Annotated in this window: 22 protein-coding genes; 21 read left to right on the top strand and 1 reads right to left on the bottom strand. The window is 52.8% G+C overall.

The features are described from left to right. Nucleotides 1-92: 92 nt before the first annotated feature. Nucleotides 93-902, bottom strand: coding sequence for a propanediol diffusion facilitator PduF (gene pduF / locus LY264_RS09530; protein WP_003030258.1), 810 nt, complete (start codon nt 900-902; stop codon nt 93-95). A 525-nt stretch (nt 903-1427) separates the two neighbouring features. Between pduF and pduA the strand changes: the two genes are divergently transcribed. From pduA to LY264_RS09425, 21 genes are all read left to right on the top strand, one after another. Continuing rightward, nucleotides 1428-1709 carry a propanediol utilization microcompartment protein PduA gene (gene pduA, locus LY264_RS09525; RefSeq protein ID WP_003030255.1) on the top strand — a complete coding sequence of 94 codons (282 nt, stop codon included), beginning with the start codon at nt 1428-1430 and terminating at the stop codon, nt 1707-1709. Then, the gene (pduB, locus tag LY264_RS09520) at nt 1709-2521 is read left to right on the top strand and encodes a propanediol utilization microcompartment protein PduB (protein WP_048224346.1); all 813 of its coding nucleotides are present in this window, start codon (nt 1709-1711) and stop codon (nt 2519-2521) included. The genes pduA and pduB overlap by 1 nt, the downstream gene beginning before the upstream one ends. An 18-nt stretch (nt 2522-2539) precedes the next feature. Then, a complete protein-coding gene (gene pduC, locus LY264_RS09515) occupies nt 2540-4204 on the top strand; it encodes a propanediol dehydratase large subunit PduC (RefSeq protein WP_048224349.1) in 1665 nt (554 codons plus the stop codon). A 10-nt stretch (nt 4205-4214) separates the two neighbouring features. Next, on the top strand, nt 4215-4889 hold the full coding sequence (pduD, locus tag LY264_RS09510) for a propanediol dehydratase medium subunit PduD (protein WP_003834131.1): 675 nt from the start codon (nt 4215-4217) through the stop codon (nt 4887-4889). 14 nt (nt 4890-4903) lie between these two features. After that, nucleotides 4904-5422: a propanediol dehydratase small subunit PduE gene (pduE, locus tag LY264_RS09505; RefSeq protein WP_003030243.1), complete on the top strand. Its 519-nt coding sequence runs from the start codon at nt 4904-4906 to the stop codon at nt 5420-5422. Between the two features lie 15 nt (nt 5423-5437). Next, entirely contained in the window at nt 5438-7270 is a 1833-nt protein-coding gene (locus tag LY264_RS09500; RefSeq protein ID WP_048224352.1) for a diol dehydratase reactivase subunit alpha, read from the top strand. Next, entirely contained in the window at nt 7260-7610 is a 351-nt protein-coding gene (locus LY264_RS09495; RefSeq protein ID WP_003834139.1) for a glycerol dehydratase reactivase beta/small subunit family protein, read from the top strand. Before LY264_RS09500 ends, LY264_RS09495 begins: the two co-directional genes overlap by 11 nt. A 19-nt stretch (nt 7611-7629) precedes the next feature. Next, complete coding sequence (gene pduJ / locus LY264_RS09490; RefSeq protein WP_001057752.1) at nt 7630-7905, top strand: propanediol utilization microcompartment protein PduJ; 276 nt, start codon at nt 7630-7632, stop codon at nt 7903-7905. A 24-nt stretch (nt 7906-7929) separates the two neighbouring features. Beyond that, nucleotides 7930-8394 (top strand): BMC domain-containing protein, encoded by a 465-nt coding sequence (locus LY264_RS09485; RefSeq protein WP_032943897.1) that lies wholly within the window; start codon nt 7930-7932, stop codon nt 8392-8394. Beyond that, nucleotides 8394-9026 (top strand): phosphate propanoyltransferase, encoded by a 633-nt coding sequence (locus LY264_RS09480; RefSeq protein WP_008785145.1) that lies wholly within the window; start codon nt 8394-8396, stop codon nt 9024-9026. Before LY264_RS09485 ends, LY264_RS09480 begins: the two co-directional genes overlap by 1 nt. Then, entirely contained in the window at nt 9023-9514 is a 492-nt protein-coding gene (gene pduM, locus LY264_RS09475; RefSeq protein WP_048224357.1) for a microcompartment protein PduM, read from the top strand. The genes LY264_RS09480 and pduM overlap by 4 nt, the downstream gene beginning before the upstream one ends. 3 nt (nt 9515-9517) lie before the next feature. After that, nucleotides 9518-9793, top strand: coding sequence for a EutN/CcmL family microcompartment protein (locus tag LY264_RS09470; protein WP_003030211.1), 276 nt, complete (start codon nt 9518-9520; stop codon nt 9791-9793). An 8-nt stretch (nt 9794-9801) separates the two neighbouring features. Next, entirely contained in the window at nt 9802-10809 is a 1008-nt protein-coding gene (pduO, locus tag LY264_RS09465) for a two-domain cob(I)yrinic acid a,c-diamide adenosyltransferase PduO (protein WP_048224359.1), read from the top strand. Continuing rightward, nucleotides 10806-12191 (top strand): CoA-acylating propionaldehyde dehydrogenase PduP, encoded by a 1386-nt coding sequence (pduP, locus tag LY264_RS09460; RefSeq protein WP_048224363.1) that lies wholly within the window; start codon nt 10806-10808, stop codon nt 12189-12191. The genes pduO and pduP overlap by 4 nt, the downstream gene beginning before the upstream one ends. Before the next feature lie 10 nt (nt 12192-12201). Beyond that, nucleotides 12202-13314, top strand: coding sequence for a 1-propanol dehydrogenase PduQ (locus LY264_RS09455; protein WP_048224364.1), 1113 nt, complete (start codon nt 12202-12204; stop codon nt 13312-13314). Further along, a complete protein-coding gene (gene pduS, locus LY264_RS09450) occupies nt 13311-14666 on the top strand; it encodes a cobalamin reductase PduS (protein ID WP_048224367.1) in 1356 nt (451 codons plus the stop codon). Before LY264_RS09455 ends, pduS begins: the two co-directional genes overlap by 4 nt. Nucleotides 14667-14668: 2 nt before the next feature. Next, nucleotides 14669-15223: a propanediol utilization microcompartment protein PduT gene (pduT, locus tag LY264_RS09445; RefSeq protein ID WP_003030201.1), complete on the top strand. Its 555-nt coding sequence runs from the start codon at nt 14669-14671 to the stop codon at nt 15221-15223. Then, complete coding sequence (pduU, locus tag LY264_RS09440) at nt 15223-15573, top strand: propanediol utilization microcompartment protein PduU (protein ID WP_032939586.1); 351 nt, start codon at nt 15223-15225, stop codon at nt 15571-15573. Before pduT ends, pduU begins: the two co-directional genes overlap by 1 nt. Nucleotides 15574-15577: 4 nt before the next feature. Next, on the top strand, nt 15578-16030 hold the full coding sequence (gene pduV, locus LY264_RS09435; RefSeq protein ID WP_008785152.1) for a propanediol utilization protein PduV: 453 nt from the start codon (nt 15578-15580) through the stop codon (nt 16028-16030). Beyond that, nucleotides 16015-17229, top strand: a complete 1215-nt coding sequence (locus LY264_RS09430) for an acetate/propionate family kinase (RefSeq protein ID WP_048215992.1) — start codon at nt 16015-16017, stop codon at nt 17227-17229. The genes pduV and LY264_RS09430 overlap by 16 nt, the downstream gene beginning before the upstream one ends. 92 nt (nt 17230-17321) lie before the next feature. Continuing rightward, nucleotides 17322-18188 carry a GHMP family kinase ATP-binding protein gene (locus tag LY264_RS09425; RefSeq protein WP_048224370.1) on the top strand — a complete coding sequence of 289 codons (867 nt, stop codon included), beginning with the start codon at nt 17322-17324 and terminating at the stop codon, nt 18186-18188. Nucleotides 18189-18224 lie beyond the last annotated feature (36 nt).

The following is an 18224-nucleotide window of genomic DNA, read 5'->3' as shown; positions in this document are numbered from 1 at the left end:
GTCTCCCATTGTTGGGAGACTTTTTAAGCCGTTCAGGAAACCGGATCACGAAAACAGTTTTTACCTTTCAATAATAAACATCTTTCGTGAAGCTAGCTCTCGTTTTCCTCCAACTTACACGAATTACACGGTAAATTTTTGCCAATAAAATAACGATAAATTGCTGCGCCCGCACAGGCGCCGATGATAGGTGCCACAATCGGCACAATGAAATATGGGATATCACGCCCACCTGTCATCGCAACATCACCCCACCCGGCCATCCAGGCAAACAATTTGGGACCAAAATCACGTGCCGGGTTCATCGCAAAGCCGGTAAGTGGACCGGTTGATGCGCCGATAACAGCAACCAGAATACCAATCAGCAGTGGTGCTAACGGGCCTTTGGGAACACCGTTACCGTCGTCCGTTAGCGCCATAATCATCCCCATCAGAATGGAAGTAATCACCACTTCAACCAGTGCGGCCTGCCAGACACTCAGTGCGGCGGCAGGATACGTACTAAAAATGCTGGCAAGTTGCAGGCTTTCCAGACTGCCGCGTACCATTTGGTGGGCTGATTCATACTCAATAAATAAGCTGCCGTACAACAAATAGGCCAGCATAGCGCCACCAAAGGCCCCCGCTATCTGAGCGACAGAATAAGGTAGTACCTTACGACCCGGAAAACAGGCAAACAACCAAAGTGCGATGGTAATAGCGGGATTGAGATGGGCCCCAGAAATCCCGGCTGTCAGGTAAACTGCAAGCGAGATCCCCAAACCCCATATGATGCAGATCTCCCACAATCCCAAACTGGCACCCGCGACCTTCAGGGCGCTCAGGCACCCAATACCAAAAAACAAAAATAGTCCGGTACCCAAAAACTCAGCAATACATTGCGCTCTTAGTGAATCGTTCATTGTGACACCTTCTAAGCAGAGTTCGTGTCTTTACCAGCGGACTCCTTGCTGGCAGGAAGATTACTTCAAGGCTTACTATAAAAATCTGTACCGGCAAATTGTTGGCAATCTGCAAGCGACATGCCCTTAAAAATCGTGTTGTGATAGCAAATTCTTGCTATCACCTTTATTAAAGCAGGCGGTAAAACGAGGATTTACCCTATTAAAAGTACATTTTCAAAATAATAAAATATTGCGAACAGCAGAATTCCATTTTCAAACGATCATCACAATTTCATTTTTCTCGCATAGCAAATGATATTTAAACTGTCACTCGGTAAAGTGTAAATATGGAATTAACATAACCAAATATTCACATTACTTAAACTAAAAATAACCAATAAAAACAAGTTGCTATAATAATATATGGCAATTTTATCTCACCATAACCCCACTATTTTTTCACTCTTACTTTCAACTCAGCCATTCTTTTTCCTCGCTTCTTTTTATAGTCATGAAAATCGGGACAACCCAGGCGAGGTCTTTATGCAACAAGAAGCGTTAGGAATGGTAGAAACCAAAGGCTTAACTGCAGCCATAGAGGCCGCAGATGCAATGGTGAAGTCAGCCAATGTAATGCTGGTCGGCTACGAAAAAATTGGTTCGGGGCTGGTAACAGTCATTGTCCGTGGCGATGTCGGCGCAGTCAAAGCAGCAACAGATGCAGGTGCCGCCGCAGCCCGTAATGTGGGAGAAGTGAAAGCCGTACACGTCATCCCACGCCCGCATACCGATGTAGAAAAAATCTTACCGAAGGGAATTAGCTAATGAGCAGCAATGAGCTGGTTGAACAGATCATGGCGCAGGTGATTGCTCGCGTGGCAACGCCGGAACAGCAGGCTATCCCTGAAAATAATCCTCCAACACGAGAAACGGCTATGGCAGAGAAAAACTGCAGTTTAACGGAGTTTGTCGGTACCGCGATTGGCGACACCGTCGGTCTGGTAATCGCCAACGTAGACAGCGCCCTACTGGACGCAATGAAACTTGAAAAACGGTATCGCTCCATTGGCATCCTTGGCGCCCGTACTGGCGCAGGCCCGCACATCATGGCCGCCGATGAAGCAGTAAAAGCCACCAATACTGAAGTCGTCAGTATTGAGTTACCACGTGATACCAAAGGCGGCGCAGGTCATGGCTCGCTGATTATCCTTGGTGGCAACGATGTTTCCGACGTGAAACGCGGCATTGAAGTCGCACTGAAAGAACTGGATCGCACCTTTGGCGATGTTTATGCCAACGAAGCCGGTCACATCGAAATGCAGTACACCGCACGCGCCAGCTACGCGCTGGAAAAAGCCTTTGGCGCACCGATTGGCCGTGCCTGTGGCGTTATCGTCGGCGCGCCAGCATCCGTTGGTGTCCTGATGGCCGATACGGCCCTGAAATCCGCCAACGTGGAAGTTGTGGCCTACAGCTCCCCTGCCCATGGCACCAGCTTCAGTAACGAAGCCATTCTGGTTATTTCGGGTGACTCTGGCGCTGTTCGTCAGGCCGTTATCTCCGCCCGTGAAATCGGTAAAACCGTACTCGGGACCCTCGGCTCAGAGCCGAAAAACGATCGTCCGTCCTACATCTGATATCAGTGAGGCTGATTCATGAGATCGAAAAGATTTGAAGCACTGGCGAAGCGCCCTGTGAATCAGGATGGTTTCGTTAAGGAGTGGATCGAAGAAGGCTTCATTGCGATGGAAAGCCCGAACGACCCCAAACCGTCGATTAAAATCGTCAACGGTACAGTCACTGAACTGGACGGTAAATCCGCCAGTGAATTTGACTTAATCGACCATTTCATTGCCCGCTATGGCATTAACCTGGCGCGCGCTGAAGAGGTCATGGCGATGGACTCGGTCAAACTGGCCAATATGCTTTGCGACCCTAACGTAAAGCGCAAAGACATAGTGCCGCTGACCACCGCAATGACGCCGGCAAAAATTGTCGAAGTGGTGTCCCATATGAACGTCGTTGAGATGATGATGGCGATGCAGAAAATGCGCGCTCGTCGTACACCCTCTCAACAAGCGCACGTCACTAACGTCAAAGATAACCCGGTGCAGATTGCCGCTGATGCCGCTGAAGGCGCATGGCGCGGGTTTGACGAACAGGAAACAACCGTTGCCGTTGCACGTTATGCGCCATTTAACGCCATTGCGCTGTTAGTCGGCTCACAGGTTGGACGCCCGGGCGTATTAACCCAGTGCTCGCTGGAAGAAGCTACCGAACTTAAACTCGGCATGCTAGGCCACACCTGCTACGCGGAAACCATCTCCGTCTATGGTACTGAACCCGTCTTTACCGACGGCGATGACACGCCATGGTCGAAAGGCTTCCTCGCCTCGTCCTATGCTTCCCGTGGTCTGAAAATGCGCTTTACCTCCGGCTCTGGCTCAGAAGTTCAGATGGGTTACGCCGAAGGCAAATCGATGCTTTATCTGGAAGCCCGCTGCATTTACATCACCAAAGCTGCGGGCGTACAGGGCCTGCAAAACGGTTCAGTAAGCTGCATCGGTGTCCCTTCCGCCGTGCCGTCAGGCATTCGTGCAGTGTTGGCTGAAAACCTGATTTGTTCCTCTCTGGATCTGGAATGCGCCTCCAGCAACGACCAAACCTTTACCCACTCGGATATGCGTCGTACTGCTCGTCTGCTGATGCAGTTCCTGCCGGGTACTGACTTCATTTCTTCTGGTTATTCCGCGGTGCCGAACTACGACAACATGTTTGCGGGTTCGAACGAAGATGCTGAAGATTTTGACGACTACAACGTTCTCCAGCGTGACCTGAAAGTAGACGGTGGTCTGCGCCCGGTTCGGGAAGAAGACGTTATCGCCATTCGTAACAAAGCGGCACGTGCGCTGCAGGTCGTCTTTGCCGGGATGGGATTACCACCAATCACTGATGAAGAAGTGGAAGCTGCGACCTACGCCCACGGTTCGAAAGATATGCCGGAACGTAACATCGTTGAAGACATCAAGTTTGCACAAGAGATCATCAATAAAAACCGTAACGGTCTGGAAGTGGTGAAAGCCCTTGCTCAGGGCGGATTTACCGATGTCGCTCAGGACATGCTCAACATCCAGAAAGCCAAGTTAACCGGGGATTACCTGCATACCTCCGCCATTATCGTTGGCGACGGACAGGTGCTATCCGCTGTCAATGATGTCAACGACTACGCCGGTCCGGCAACAGGTTATCGCCTGCAGGGCGAACGCTGGGAAGAAATCAAAAACATCCCTGGCGCACTTGATCCCAACGAGCTTGGCTAAGGGGTGAAAAATGGAAATTAATGAAAAACTGCTGCGCCAGATAATTGAAGATGTGTTGTCTGAAATGCAGACCAGCGACAAACCCGTCTCTTTCCGCGCATCTACAGCGGCAAGCGCACCTCAGGCTGCGGCGACACAGGGAGACAGCTTTCTGACCGAGATTGGTGAAGCCAAACAAGGCCAGCAACAGGACGAAGTGATTATTGCCGTAGGGCCGGCGTTCGGGCTCTCGCAAACCGTCAATATCGTAGGTATCCCGCATAAGAATATCTTGCGCGAAGTGATTGCCGGTATTGAAGAAGAAGGTATTAAAGCGCGTGTTATCCGCTGCTTTAAATCCTCCGATGTGGCGTTTGTCGCCGTTGAGGGGAACCGTCTGAGCGGTTCCGGGATCTCTATCGGCATCCAGTCAAAAGGTACCACGGTTATCCACCAGCAGGGGTTACCGCCGCTTTCAAACCTGGAGCTGTTCCCTCAGGCACCGCTTCTGACGCTGGAAACCTATCGTCAGATCGGTAAAAACGCCGCGCGTTATGCCAAGCGTGAATCTCCGCAACCGGTCCCTACTTTGAATGACCAGATGGCCCGTCCTAAGTATCAGGCCAAATCAGCCATTCTGCACATTAAAGAGACCAAATACGTTGTGACAGGCAAAAACCCGCAGGAACTGCGCGTGGCGCTTTGATAAAGGATACCTCCATGAATACCGACGCAATTGAATCGATGGTTCGGGATGTGTTGAGCCGGATGAACAGCCTGCAAGGCGAGTCCGCGACTCCGCCCGCGGCGAGTTCATCAGCACATACCGCGAAAGTCACGGATTACCCTCTCGCGAATAAACATCCTGAGTGGGTAAAAACTGCGACCAACAAAACGCTGGACGACTTCACGCTTGAAAATGTTCTGAGCAACAAAGTGACCGCGCAGGACATGCGCATCACCCCTGAAACACTGCGCCTGCAGGCGGAAATTGCCAAAGATGCCGGACGTGACAGGCTGGCGATGAACTTCGAGCGCGCAGCCGAGCTAACCGCTGTTCCTGACGATCGCATTCTTGAGATCTACAACGCGCTGCGCCCGTACCGCTCAACAAAAGATGAGCTGATGGCTATCGCCGACGATCTCGAAAATCGTTATCAGGCAAAAATCTGTGCAGCTTTCGTTCGTGAAGCGGCAGCGCTGTACGTTGAGCGTAAAAAACTCAAAGGCGACGACTAACTCAGGGACAGGATCATGCGATATATAGCTGGCATTGACATAGGCAACTCATCAACGGAAGTCGCTCTGGCTACTCTCGATGAGTCTGGCGTGCTGAGCATCATCGGCAGCGCGCTGGCAGAAACCACCGGAATTAAGGGTACATTACGTAATGTGTTTGGCATTCAGGAGGCCCTTACGCTGGCGGCAAAAAACGCCGGTATCAATGTCAGCGATATTTCGCTCATCCGTATCAACGAAGCCACCCCGGTCATTGGCGATGTGGCGATGGAAACAATAACCGAAACCATCATCACTGAATCCACCATGATCGGCCATAACCCTAAAACACCGGGCGGCGTCGGGTTAGGCGTGGGCGTCACTATTACGCCGGAAGACCTTCTCAGTCGCCCGGCGGATACGCCCTATATTCTGGTGGTGTCATCGGCATTTGATTTCGCCGATGTCGCTACGATGATTAATGCCTCCGTCCGAGCTGGATACCAGTTAACTGGCGTTATTTTGCAGCAGGACGATGGCGTGTTGGTCAGCAATCGTCTGACTCACCCCCTGCCCATCGTCGATGAAGTCCTTCATATCGACCGCATCCCGTTGGGGATGCTGGCTGCCATTGAGGTCGCTGTACCAGGAAAGGTCATTGAAACCCTTTCTAACCCCTACGGCATTGCAACTGTCTTTGGCCTCAATGCCGATGAGACTAAAAACATTGTTCCGATGGCACGGGCGCTGATCGGCAACCGTTCAGCCGTGGTGGTGAAAACGCCGTCAGGTGATGTGAAAGCGCGAGCGATTCCTGCCGGAAATCTGGAGCTACAGTCTCAGGGTCGTATCGTACGGGTCGACGTTGCCGCGGGCGCCGAAGCGATTATGAAAGCGGTTGGTGAATGCCCAAAACTGGATAACGTTACCGGAGAAGCTGGCACCAATATTGGCGGCATGCTGGAGCATGTGCGCCAGACGATGGCTGAATTAACCAACAAACCCAGTCATGAAATTTTTATTCAGGATCTGCTGGCGGTCGATACCTCGGTTCCCGTCAGTGTGACGGGTGGACTTGCCGGTGAGTTCTCGCTGGAACAGGCGGTCGGCATAGCCTCCATGGTGAAATCAGACCGCCTGCAAATGGCGATGATTGCCCAGGAGATCACGCAAAAGTTCAACATTGACGTCCAGGTTGGCGGGGCCGAAGCCGAAGCTGCCATTCTGGGAGCCTTAACAACTCCGGGCACAACACGACCACTGGCTATTCTGGATCTCGGCGCGGGTTCAACCGACGCTTCTATCATCAATCCTAAGGGCGAAATTATTGCCACGCACCTGGCAGGCGCAGGCGATATGGTCACGATGATCATTGCCCGTGAACTGGGTCTGGATGACCGTTATCTCGCTGAAGAGATTAAAAAGTATCCGTTGGCGAAAGTTGAGAGCTTGTTCCACCTTCGCCACGAAGACGGCAGCGTTCAGTTCTTCCCTACGCCTCTCCCACCAACGGTTTTTGCGCGCGTGTGCGTAGTGAAACCCGATGAACTGGTGCCACTGCCTGGTGAACTGGCGCTGGAGAAAGTACGGGCCATTCGTCGCAGCGCCAAGGAGCGCGTTTTCGTTACTAACGCACTCAGAGCGCTACGTCAGGTCAGTCCGACCGGGAACATTCGGGATATTCCCTTTGTGGTACTGGTTGGCGGCTCATCTCTGGATTTTGAAGTTCCACAGCTAGTCACCGATGCTCTGGCGCATTATCGACTGGTTGCCGGGCGCGGCAACATTCGTGGTACCGAAGGTCCGCGCAATGCGGTTGCGACAGGACTGATTCTCTCCTGGCATAAGGCATTCGCTCATGGAAAGTAATCTCACCACACCAGCCATCGTTATCTTCACCAGTGCTGACTGTGCTGACGTCTGGAATGACGTACTGCTGGGTATTGAAGAAGAAGGGATTCCCTTTGTGATTCAGGAGAGTAGCTCAACTGACGTTATCCACAACGCATGGTTGGCCGCCTGCCAGTCTCCATTGCTGGTCGGTATTGGCTGTAGCCGCGAAAAACTGGTCGTGCACTACAAAAACTTACCCACGTCAGCACCACTTTTTACGCTGACGTATCAACAAAATAGCCACGATCGCCGCAGCATTGGTAACAACGCTGCGCGGCTGGTTAAAGGCATTCCGTTCCGGGAATGCCACTCATAACCCACAGGAGAAAAGCAGTATGAATAACGCACTGGGACTGGTTGAAACAAAAGGGCTTGTCGGCGCTATTGAAGCCGCTGATGCCATGGTGAAATCCGCAAACGTGCAGTTGGTTGGTTACGAAAAAATCGGCTCTGGCCTTATCACCGTTATGGTTCGCGGTGATGTCGGCGCGGTGAAAGCAGCCGTAGATGCTGGAAGCGCAGCCGCAAGCGCCGTTGGTGAGGTGAAATCCTGCCACGTTATCCCGCGTCCGCACAGCGACGTTGAAGCCATTTTACCTAAATCCGCATAAGTCGTTGCAACCAAGGAGCACAGCGTGAAGCAATCACTGGGATTACTTGAAGTTAGTGGTCTGGCATTAGCCATCAGTTGCGCGGACGTCATGGCGAAAGCCGCCTCCATCACGCTGGTGGGCCTCGAAAAAACCAACGGCTCAGGCTGGACGGTGATCAAGATAATCGGGGATGTGGCCTCCGTCCAGGCGGCCATTTCCACCGGTGTCAGTTTCGCTGACCAGCGAGATGGACTGGTGGCTCACAAAGTCATTTCCAGACCCGGGGATGGGATCCTGTCGCATAGCGTTGTCCTGGAGCCTGAGCCAACGCCCGAACCCATACCAGCCGTACCGCATGAAGAGATATTTGTAGACCATGATGTACCCGAAGCACCGCAAGATGCAGAGTTGATTAGCTGCAATTTGTGTCTTGATCCTGCCTGCCCTCGCCAAAAAGGCGAGCCGCGCACGCTTTGTCTTCACTCTGGCAAACGAGGTGAAGCGTAATGGATAAACAGCAACTGGAGACCACTGTCGCTAAGGTTCTGGATGAAATGCGCGAGCGCCCGATTCCGCTGGGGATCTCTAATCGTCATATTCATCTGTGCGCTGAAGATTACGGTCGCTTGTTTCCCAATCACCCCATTAGTGAGAAAAAAGGGCTGCTGCAGCCAGGACAATATGCAGCAGAGCAGACTGTCACGCTGGTGGGGCCAAAAGGTCAGTTAAAAAATGTGCGTTTACTCGGCCCGCTGCGCAGTACCAGCCAGGTCGAAATTTCTCGTACCGACGCCCGCACGTTGGGAATTGCTGCTCCGCTGCGGATGTCGGGCAATATTCAGGGCACACCCGGTGTTCGTCTCGTCAGCCCATTTGCTGAACTGGACTTAGCATCTGGGGTGATCGTCGCCCAACGGCATATCCATATGTCGCCGCTTGATGCTCTGATTCTGCGGGTTTCCCATGGTGATAAAGTCTCGGTCGCCATTAATGGCGATGAACGTCGACTGATTTTCGATAACGTCGCCGTACGCGTTTCGCCGGATATGCGCCTCGAAATGCATATCGATACAGACGAAGCCAATGCCGCAGGCGCTGATAATCCCCAGGCATTCGCCACACTGGTGACCTCACGATGAACAACGAACTGCTGCAACGCATTATCGAGGAGGTTGTTTCCCGATTAAAAAAACGCGCGGAAAGCACGCTCACTCTTAGCGTCGCGCAGTTACGGGAAATCGATTCACGGACAGTATGCTGCCAGTACTCGTCGCTCCATCTCCAGCAAGTGGATCTGCCATTACTGGAACAAATTGCCGAAGGCTGCCCAGCCAACATGTCGGTGGGAAAGATTCACGACGCGCTGGCATGCGGAGTCCGCGTGAAAATTTCACTACAACACCGATTGTTACCCGCAATCCCCATGAAAAAACTCGCACGTCTGCCGCTGGAGTTCAATGACGAACGGGGACGAATCATCTTTTTGCATCCTGAGAAGCTTCTCAGCTATGCCGACGTCGCCCAATTAAGGGATGGCGTACTGGTGTTGCGCCGTCGGTGTGTCGTGACGGCTCTGGCTCAGGAAGCAGTCAGTCTGCGAAATGTCCAACTAATTAAGCAGGAGTGAGCTATGCATCTGGCCCGGGTTACAGGCGTTGTGGTTTCCACGCAAAAATCCCCATCACTGGTGGGAAAAAAACTGTTGCTGGTACGTCGGGTAAGTGCTGACGGAGAGCTTCCTGCATCCCCTGTGAGTGGAGATGAAGTCGCTGTTGATTCTGTCGGCGCGGGGACTGGCGAACTGGTATTACTCAGCAGCGGTTCCAGCGCCAGACACGTTTTTTCTGGCCCTAATGAGGCCATCGATCTGGCTATCGTCGGCATTGTCGACACGCTTTCTCGTTAGGAGGAACTATGGCGATTTATACCCGAACTGGTGATGCCGGAACAACAGCCCTCTTTACCGGACTGCGCGTGAGCAAAACGCATCCGCGCGTGGAGGCCTACGGTACGCTGGACGAACTGAATGCGGCGCTAAGTCTGTGTGTTTGCGCGGCGAAAAACCCGCAGCACCGGCAGTTACTTGAAAATATCCAGCTGCAGCTTTTTTGGTTCAGCGCCGAACTCGCAAGCGAAAGCGAAGAACCAACGCCAGAGCAGCGCTACATCAGCTCGGAAGAAATTGCGGCACTGGAAGCCGCCATCGATACCGCAATGGGAAGAGTACCGCCCCTGCGCAGCTTTATTTTACCTGGCCGCAGCGAAGCCGCCAGCCGACTGCACTTTGCCCGTACGCTGGCACGCCGCGCAGAGAGACGACTGGTCGAGCTCTCCACCGGGATCTCCGTCAGACACGTGCTGATGCGTTATATCAACCGCCTGTCCGACTGCTTATATGCGCTTGCACGAGCAGAAGATCATGACGCCCATCAAAACGACATCATTCAGAAAGTGGCTGAGCGCTATCTCGCTGCCGTTCAAGCACCAGCCACAAAGGAGCCGACTATGTCTCTGTCTTTTCAGGAGCTCCACCAACTCACTCGCGCTGCGGTGACGAGAGCAGAAGAACTTCAGGTTCCGGTCGTCATTAGCATTGTTGATGCGTACGGGACCCAAACGGTGGCATGGCGCATGCCTGACGCATTACTCGTGAGTAGCGAACTGGCACCGAAAAAAGCCTGGACTGCCGTGGCGATGAAAACCGCCACGCATGAGCTGACATCGGCAGTACAACCAGGCGCCGCGCTTTACGGTCTGGAAAGCCATATGCAGGGAAAAGTCGTCACCTTCGGTGGCGGGTACGCATTATGGCGTGAGGGGTTACTCCTCGGGGGTCTTGGCATCAGCGGAGGAAGCGTTGAACAGGATATGGACATTGCAGAAACGGCCATTGCGGCGATTAACGTGAGAACACATCAATGAATACTTCAGAACTTGAAACCCTTATTCGTAACATTTTGAGTGAGCAACTCGCCCCGGCAAAAGCAGAAGTTCAGGGTAACGGTATTTTTCCGTCCGTTGGCGAAGCTATCGATGCAGCGCATCAGGCTTTTCTGCGTTACCAGCAATGTCCATTGAAAACCCGCAGCGCCATCATAAACGCCCTACGCGAAGAACTGACGCCTCATCTTGCTTCACTGGCCGCTGAGAGCGCAGCTGAAACAGGAATGGGCAACAAAGAGGATAAATTCCTCAAGAATAAAGCTGCGCTGGACAACACTCCAGGAATCGAAGATCTCACTACCACGGCGTTAACCGGTGACGGCGGCATGGTGTTATTCGAGTATTCCCCATTTGGCGTGATTGGTTCTGTCGCCCCCAGTACTAACCCGACAGAGACCATTATTAACAACAGCATCAGCATGCTGGCGGCAGGGAATAGCGTTTACTTCAGTCCGCATCCGGGTGCCAAAAAGGTTTCACTCAAGCTGATTGCCATGATCGAAGATATTGCTTTCCGTTGCTGCGGAATTCGTAATCTTGTCGTCACGGTCACAGAACCCACTTTTGAGGCTACCCAGCAGATGATGGCGCACCCTAAAATCGCAGTTCTGGCGATTACCGGTGGCCCTGGCATTGTTGCTATGGGCATGAAAAGCGGGAAAAAAGTCATCGGCGCAGGCGCAGGAAATCCACCCTGCATTGTTGATGAAACGGCCGACCTGGTTAAGGCGGCGGAAGATATCATCAATGGCGCATCCTTTGATTACAACCTCCCCTGCATTGCTGAGAAGAGCCTGATTGTTGTTGATGCCGTTGCCGAACGACTGGTTCAACAGATGCAGTCTTTTGGTGCGATGATTCTCAATAGCGAAGAGGTAGACAAACTGCGCGCTGTCTGTCTACCAGAAGGCATAGCCAATAAAAAACTGGTGGGTAAAAGCCCGGCAACCTTACTGGAAGCAGCAGGAATACCGGTTCCGGCAAAAGCACCTCGATTACTGATAGGCATCGTCAAGGCTGACGACCCGTGGGTTACCAGCGAGCAATTGATGCCAATGCTCCCCGTCGTAACGGTGAGCGATTTTGACAGTGCATTAACGTTGGCCCTGAAAGTTGAAGAGGGATTGCATCACACCGCCATTATGCATTCGCAAAATGTGTCACGTTTGAACCTTGCCGCGCGCACGCTTCAGACCTCCATATTTGTGAAAAATGGCCCCTCTTACGCCGGGATCGGCGTTGGTGGCGAAGGTTTTACAACCTTCACTATTGCGACGCCAACCGGTGAAGGAACAACATCTGCGCGCACTTTCGCACGCTCTCGTCGTTGCGTGCTGACAAACGGTTTTTCTATTCGCTAATGGGGCCGTTATGAATAGCTTTTCACTGCAAACTCGATTGTACAGCGGCCAGGGAAGTCTGGATGTGCTCAAGCGTTTCACGAATAAGCATATCTGGATTATTTGCGATGGTTTTCTCGCGCGTTCTCCCCTGATTGAAAAGCTGCGCAACGCTCTGCCAGCGGATAACCGCATCAGCATTTTCAGCGATATCACCCCCGATCCCACCATCAGCACGGTAGTTCAAGGGATTGCACAAATGCAGTCCCTGCAACCGGACGTCGTGATGGGTTTTGGTGGCGGCTCAGCACTGGACGCCGCAAAAGCCATCGTCTGGTTCAGCCGACAGTTCGGTATTGAAATTGAAACCTGTGTCGCAATTCCCACCACCAGCGGCACAGGCTCCGAGGTAACCAGTGCCTGTGTGATTAGCGATCCGGATAAAGGCATTAAATATCCATTATTCAATAACGCACTTTACCCGGACATGGCCATCCTTGATCCAACGTTGGTTGTCAGCGTACCACCTGCCATCACCGCGAATACCGGCATGGACGTGTTAACGCATGCACTGGAGGCTTACGTGTCCACGAAGGCCAGCGACTTCACCGATGCACTGGCTGAAAAAGCGGCTCAAATCGTCTTCCAGTACCTGCCTGTCGCCGTCAGCAAAGGCGACTGTCTGGCAACCAGGGGGAAAATGCACAATGCATCAACGCTCGCGGGAATGGCATTTAGTCAGGCTGGACTGGGGATCAATCATGCGATTGCCCATCAATTGGGTGGTCAGTTTCATCTGCCGCATGGACTTGCCAATGCGCTGCTGCTGACCCATGTCATTCATTTTAATGCCCGCGATCCGCGAGCTGCGAAGCGCTATGCCCGTTTTGCTAAAGCCTGCCATTTATGCCCGGATAATGCGAACGATACGGCTGCGCTGAATGCGCTCATTCATCAAATTGAGCTTCTCAAAAAACAGTGTGCGTTACCTTCTTTCGTTGACGCGCTTAAAGACGGAAAGCAAGTCTGGTCACAACGTATCCCGTCGATGGTTCAGGCCGCGCTGGCTGACGTCACGCTGCAAACCAATCCTCGTGTTGCCGATGCCAGTGCCATGCAGGAACTGCTTGAGGAATTATTATGAAGACAGCCATGACGGCAGAGTCCACGCTTTATGATGCACAGACCATTCGCGAACGCGTTCGCGCAGCGGGTGTTGTCGGAGCCGGAGGCGCAGGCTTTCCTACTCACGTAAAATTACAGGCGCAGGTCGATACCTTTCTGGTCAATGCGGCTGAATGTGAGCCAATGCTGAAAGTTGACCAGCAGTTGATGGCCGTCCAGGCTGAGCGACTTATCCGCGGCGTTCAATATGCCATGACGGCGACGGGAGCCAGTGCCGGAATTATTGCGCTCAAGGAGAAATACCAAGGTGCTATCAATGCATTAACCCCCCTTCTACCTGCCGGGATCCGCTTACATATTTTGCCTGATGTCTACCCGGCTGGTGACGAGGTTCTGACCATATGGATGGCAACAGGTCGGAGAGTTCCGCCTGCCGCGCTGCCGGTCAGCGTCGGTGTGGTGGTCAATAACGTTCAGACCGTGCTCAACATCGCCAGAGCAGTTGAGCAGCAGTACCCCGTTACGCGTCGCACCCTGACCGTTAACGGTGCAGTCGCCAGTCCCATCACACTCACTGTCCCTATCGGAATGTCTTTACGTGACGTTCTGGCGCTGGCCGGTGGCGCAACCGTTGACGATCCCGGCTTTATTAACGGTGGTCCGATGATGGGCGGCCTGATTACTTCACTGGATACCCCCGTAAGCAAGACCACCGGGGGCCTGCTGGTTTTGCCTAAGTCTCATGCGTTGATTCAGCGGCGGATGCAGGATGAACGCACCGTGCTTTCTGTAGCAAAAACCGTTTGCGAGCAGTGCCGTTTGTGTACGGATTTGTGCCCAAGGCATTTGATCGGCCATGAATTATCCCCGCACCTGTTGGTTCGTGCGGTTAATTATCAGCAGGCGGCCACACCGCAGCTGCTGCTTACGGCCCTGACCTGTTCAGAATGCAACGTGTGTGAAAGCGTAGCCTGCCCGGTTGGGATTTCACCGATGCGCATCAACCGTATGCTGAAACGCGAGCTGCGGGCGCTCAACCATCGTTATGAAGGGCCGCTAAATCCTGAGGATGAAATGGCGAAGTACCGGCTGATCCCGGTTAAGCGCCTTATTACCAAACTGGGTCTTAGCGACTGGTATCACGATGCGCCACTGGCTGAGACTGATTATTCCACAGATAAAACGACGCTGTTGTTACGCCAGCATATTGGTGCCAGCGCCATCCCATGTGTAGAACAAGGCGAACGCGTTGTTCGCGGTCAATGCGTTGCCAATGTGCCGTCCGGTGCATTAGGCGCGCCTGTTCACGCCAGCATTGACGGTATTGTCAGCGAAATCACTGAGCAATCTATCACGGTAATTAGAGGTTAATCATGTCTCAGGCTATAGGGATTTTAGAACTCACCAGCATTGCCAAAGGAATGGAAGCGGGTGATGCCATGTTAAAAAGCGCGAATGTGAATTTACTGGTCAGCAAGACCATCTGCCCGGGAAAATTTCTACTCATGCTCGGTGGTGACGTAGGTGCCGTACAGCAGGCGATTGCCACTGGAACATCTCTTGCCGGCGATATGCTCGTTGACAGTCTGGTACTCCCCAACATTCATGCCAGCGTACTCCCCGCAATCAGCGGGCTAAACAGCGTGGATAAGCGTCAGGCAGTTGGTATTGTCGAAACATGGAGCGTTGCTGCCTGCATCTGCGCCGCCGACCGGGCGGTTAAAGCCTCCAACGTCACGCTGGTACGCGTCCATATGGCATTTGGTATTGGCGGTAAGTGCTACATGGTCGTTGCTGGCGATGTATCCGATGTGAATAACGCAGTAACGGTTGCCAGTGAAAGTGCGGGTGAAAAAGGCCTGCTGGTTTACCGCTCGGTCATACCTCGCCCGCATGAAAGCATGTGGCGACAAATGGTGGAGGGATAATGGAAAGACAACCCACCACGGATCGAATGATTCAGGAATATGTTCCTGGCAAACAGGTCACGCTGGCGCATCTTATTGCTAATCCAGGTAAAGATTTGTTCAAGAAGCTGGGATTACAGGATTCAGTATCCGCAATCGGGATTTTGACGATTACCCCCAGCGAAGCCTCAATCATCGCCTGTGATATCGCCACGAAATCCGGGGCGGTAGAGATTGGTTTTCTCGACCGATTTACCGGCGCAGTGGTACTGACGGGCGATGTCTCCGCCGTTGAGTACGCGCTGAAACAGGTAACCCGAACGCTGGGCGAAATGATGCGTTTTACCGCGTGTCCCATCACTCGGACGTAATCTCATGAAACGTATCATGCTAATTGGCCCCAGCCAGTGCGGTAAAACATCGCTCACACAGTGCATGCGGGGAGAAGCGCTTCACTACCAGAAAACTCAGGCCATAGTCTGGTCTCCTACGACAATAGACACACCGGGTGAATATCTTGAGAACCGCTGCCTGTACAGCGCGCTGCTGGCCAGCGCCTGTGAAGCAGACATTATTGCGCTGGTACTCAATGCTGACGCGCCGTGGTCACCATTTTCTCCCGGTTTTACCGGACCAATGAACCGACCCGTTATTGGCCTCGTTACCAAAGCCGATTTAGCCAACCCGCAGCGTATTTCTCTTGTGGAGAGTTGGTTAGTTCAGGCTGGCGCGCAAAAAGTATTTGTCACCAGCGCGCTGGAGAATACTGGGGTCGATGAGATGTTCATTTTTCTGAATGCAAAGGAACCTTCATGTCTCACAAAATAATGGCCATTAATGCAGGTAGTTCCTCGCTTAAATTTCAACTACTGGCGATGCCGCAGGGTGAAATGATCTGTCAGGGGTTGATTGAACGTATCGGTTTGTCTGATGCGCAGGTCACCCTAAAAACACCAGCGCAGAAATGGCAGGAGACTTTGCCCGTAGCCGATCACCGTGAAGCCGTAACGTTGCTCCTGGAAAAACTGCTCAACCACCACATTATCAGCAGTCTGGAAGAGATCGACGGCGTGGGCCATCGCGTCGCGCACGGCGGGGAATCCTTTAAAGACTCTGCGCTGGTAACTGATGAAACGCTCGCAGAAATCGAGCGACTCGCGGAACTGGCCCCTCTGCATAACCCGGTAAATGCGTTGGGGATCGCGGTATTCCGCCAGCTATTGCCCAAAACGCCAGCCGTTGCGGTGTTCGACACTGCCTTTCATCAAACGCTTGATGAGCCTTCTTTCATCTATCCCCTGCCCTGGCGTTACTATTCAGAGTTGGGTATTCGTCGCTATGGTTTTCATGGTACCAGCCACAAATACGTTAGCTCACAGCTTGCTGAAAAACTGGGTGTACCACTCAGCGCCCTGCGCGTTGTTTGTTGTCATCTGGGCAACGGCAGCAGCATCTGCGCCATCAAAGGCGGACAATCGGTGAATACGTCAATGGGCTTTACGCCGCAGTCTGGCGTGATGATGGGCACGCGAAGTGGCGATATCGATCCGTCCATTTTACCGTGGATTGCCCTGCGAGAAGGCAAAACACCGCAGCAGCTCAACCAATTGCTCAACAATGAGTCCGGATTGCTCGGTGTTTCTGGCATCTCCCCTGACTACCGCGACGTTGAACATGCCGCAGATACGGGCAATCACCAGGCTGCGCTGGCGTTGACGCTTTTTGCTGAGCGCATTCGTGCCACCATTGGTAGCTATATTATGCAGATGGGCGGTCTGGATGCCCTGGTATTTACCGGTGGTATTGGCGAAAACTCCGCACGGGCGCGCGCTGCGATTTGTCGTAACCTGAATTTCCTGGGGCTGGCCGTTGATGAGGAAAAAAATCAGCGTAATGCCACCTTCATTCAGACGGAAAATGCGATGGTCAAAGTAGCTGTGATTAATACCAATGAAGAGCTGATGATTGCGCAAGACGTTATGCGTTTAGCGATATCTGAAACTGTGACATTGGGCATTCCTGCATAATACTGCCGCACCGCAAATTGCGGCAAATCATGGTAATAGCGCGATCGCCATGACACTATGCGCCGAGGATTGCTGATCACATAGGTGAAGACGTGGCTGTTGCGCAATGTCCCGCATCGTGCGGAGAACTTATCCAGGGCTGGATTCTGGGCAGTGAGAAATTGGTCTCCTGCCCGGTTGAATGGTATAGCACCGTTGAGGTCACTTCAGGTTCACCGCTGACAGATGAACGTCCACTTTCTCGGGCGATGGTTGAGAGGTTATTGCTGCACTGGCAATACCCGGCACAAATGAGTCAGGATATTCGAATTGATGTCCAGTCAACCATTCCTGTCGCTAAAGGGATGGCCAGCAGCACAGCGGATATCGCCGCCACGGCAATCGCCACGGCGCAGTATCTGGGGCATCAGCTAGACGAATCCACTCTGGCGCAGCTTTGCGTTTCGCTGGAACCTACCGACAGCACCGTTTTCCGCCAGCTTACGCTGTTCGATCATAACGACGCCTCCACGCAAATTGCCTGTGAAGCCCAGCCTCAACTCGATCTGCTGGTTCTCGAAAGTCCGGAAACCTTGCTTACTGCTGATTATCACCGTACTCCACGCCAGTCAGGGTTACTGGTAGGCGCTCCAGCGCTGAAACGCGCATGGGAAAAGGTACAGGAAGCCTGTATCAGTCAAAATCCTTATCGGATGGGTGAAGCCGCCACGCTGAGCGCGATCGCCAGCCAGTTGCTGTTACCTAAACCAAATTTTGATTCACTTTTAGCGCTGGTAGAAGAATGTGATTTATACGGTGTCAACGTTGCGCACAGTGGCAGCGTAGTCGGTCTGATGCTCGACAGAAAGCGTCATGATGTGGACTACATTAAATGGATGCTGACGCAGAAAAAATTAACGGAACACTGGCCGGAACAGCATTTGTTGCGGATGGTAACTGGCGGGGTCGAACTGCAATAAGGGCCGCCGCTATGCAGCGACCCGGACAAGCATAAA

Origin of the sequence: Citrobacter portucalensis, assembly GCF_023374935.1 — a bacterium.
Lineage (GTDB): Bacteria > Pseudomonadota > Gammaproteobacteria > Enterobacterales > Enterobacteriaceae > Citrobacter > Citrobacter portucalensis.
This window is presented reverse-complemented; position numbering and strand designations above follow the sequence as displayed.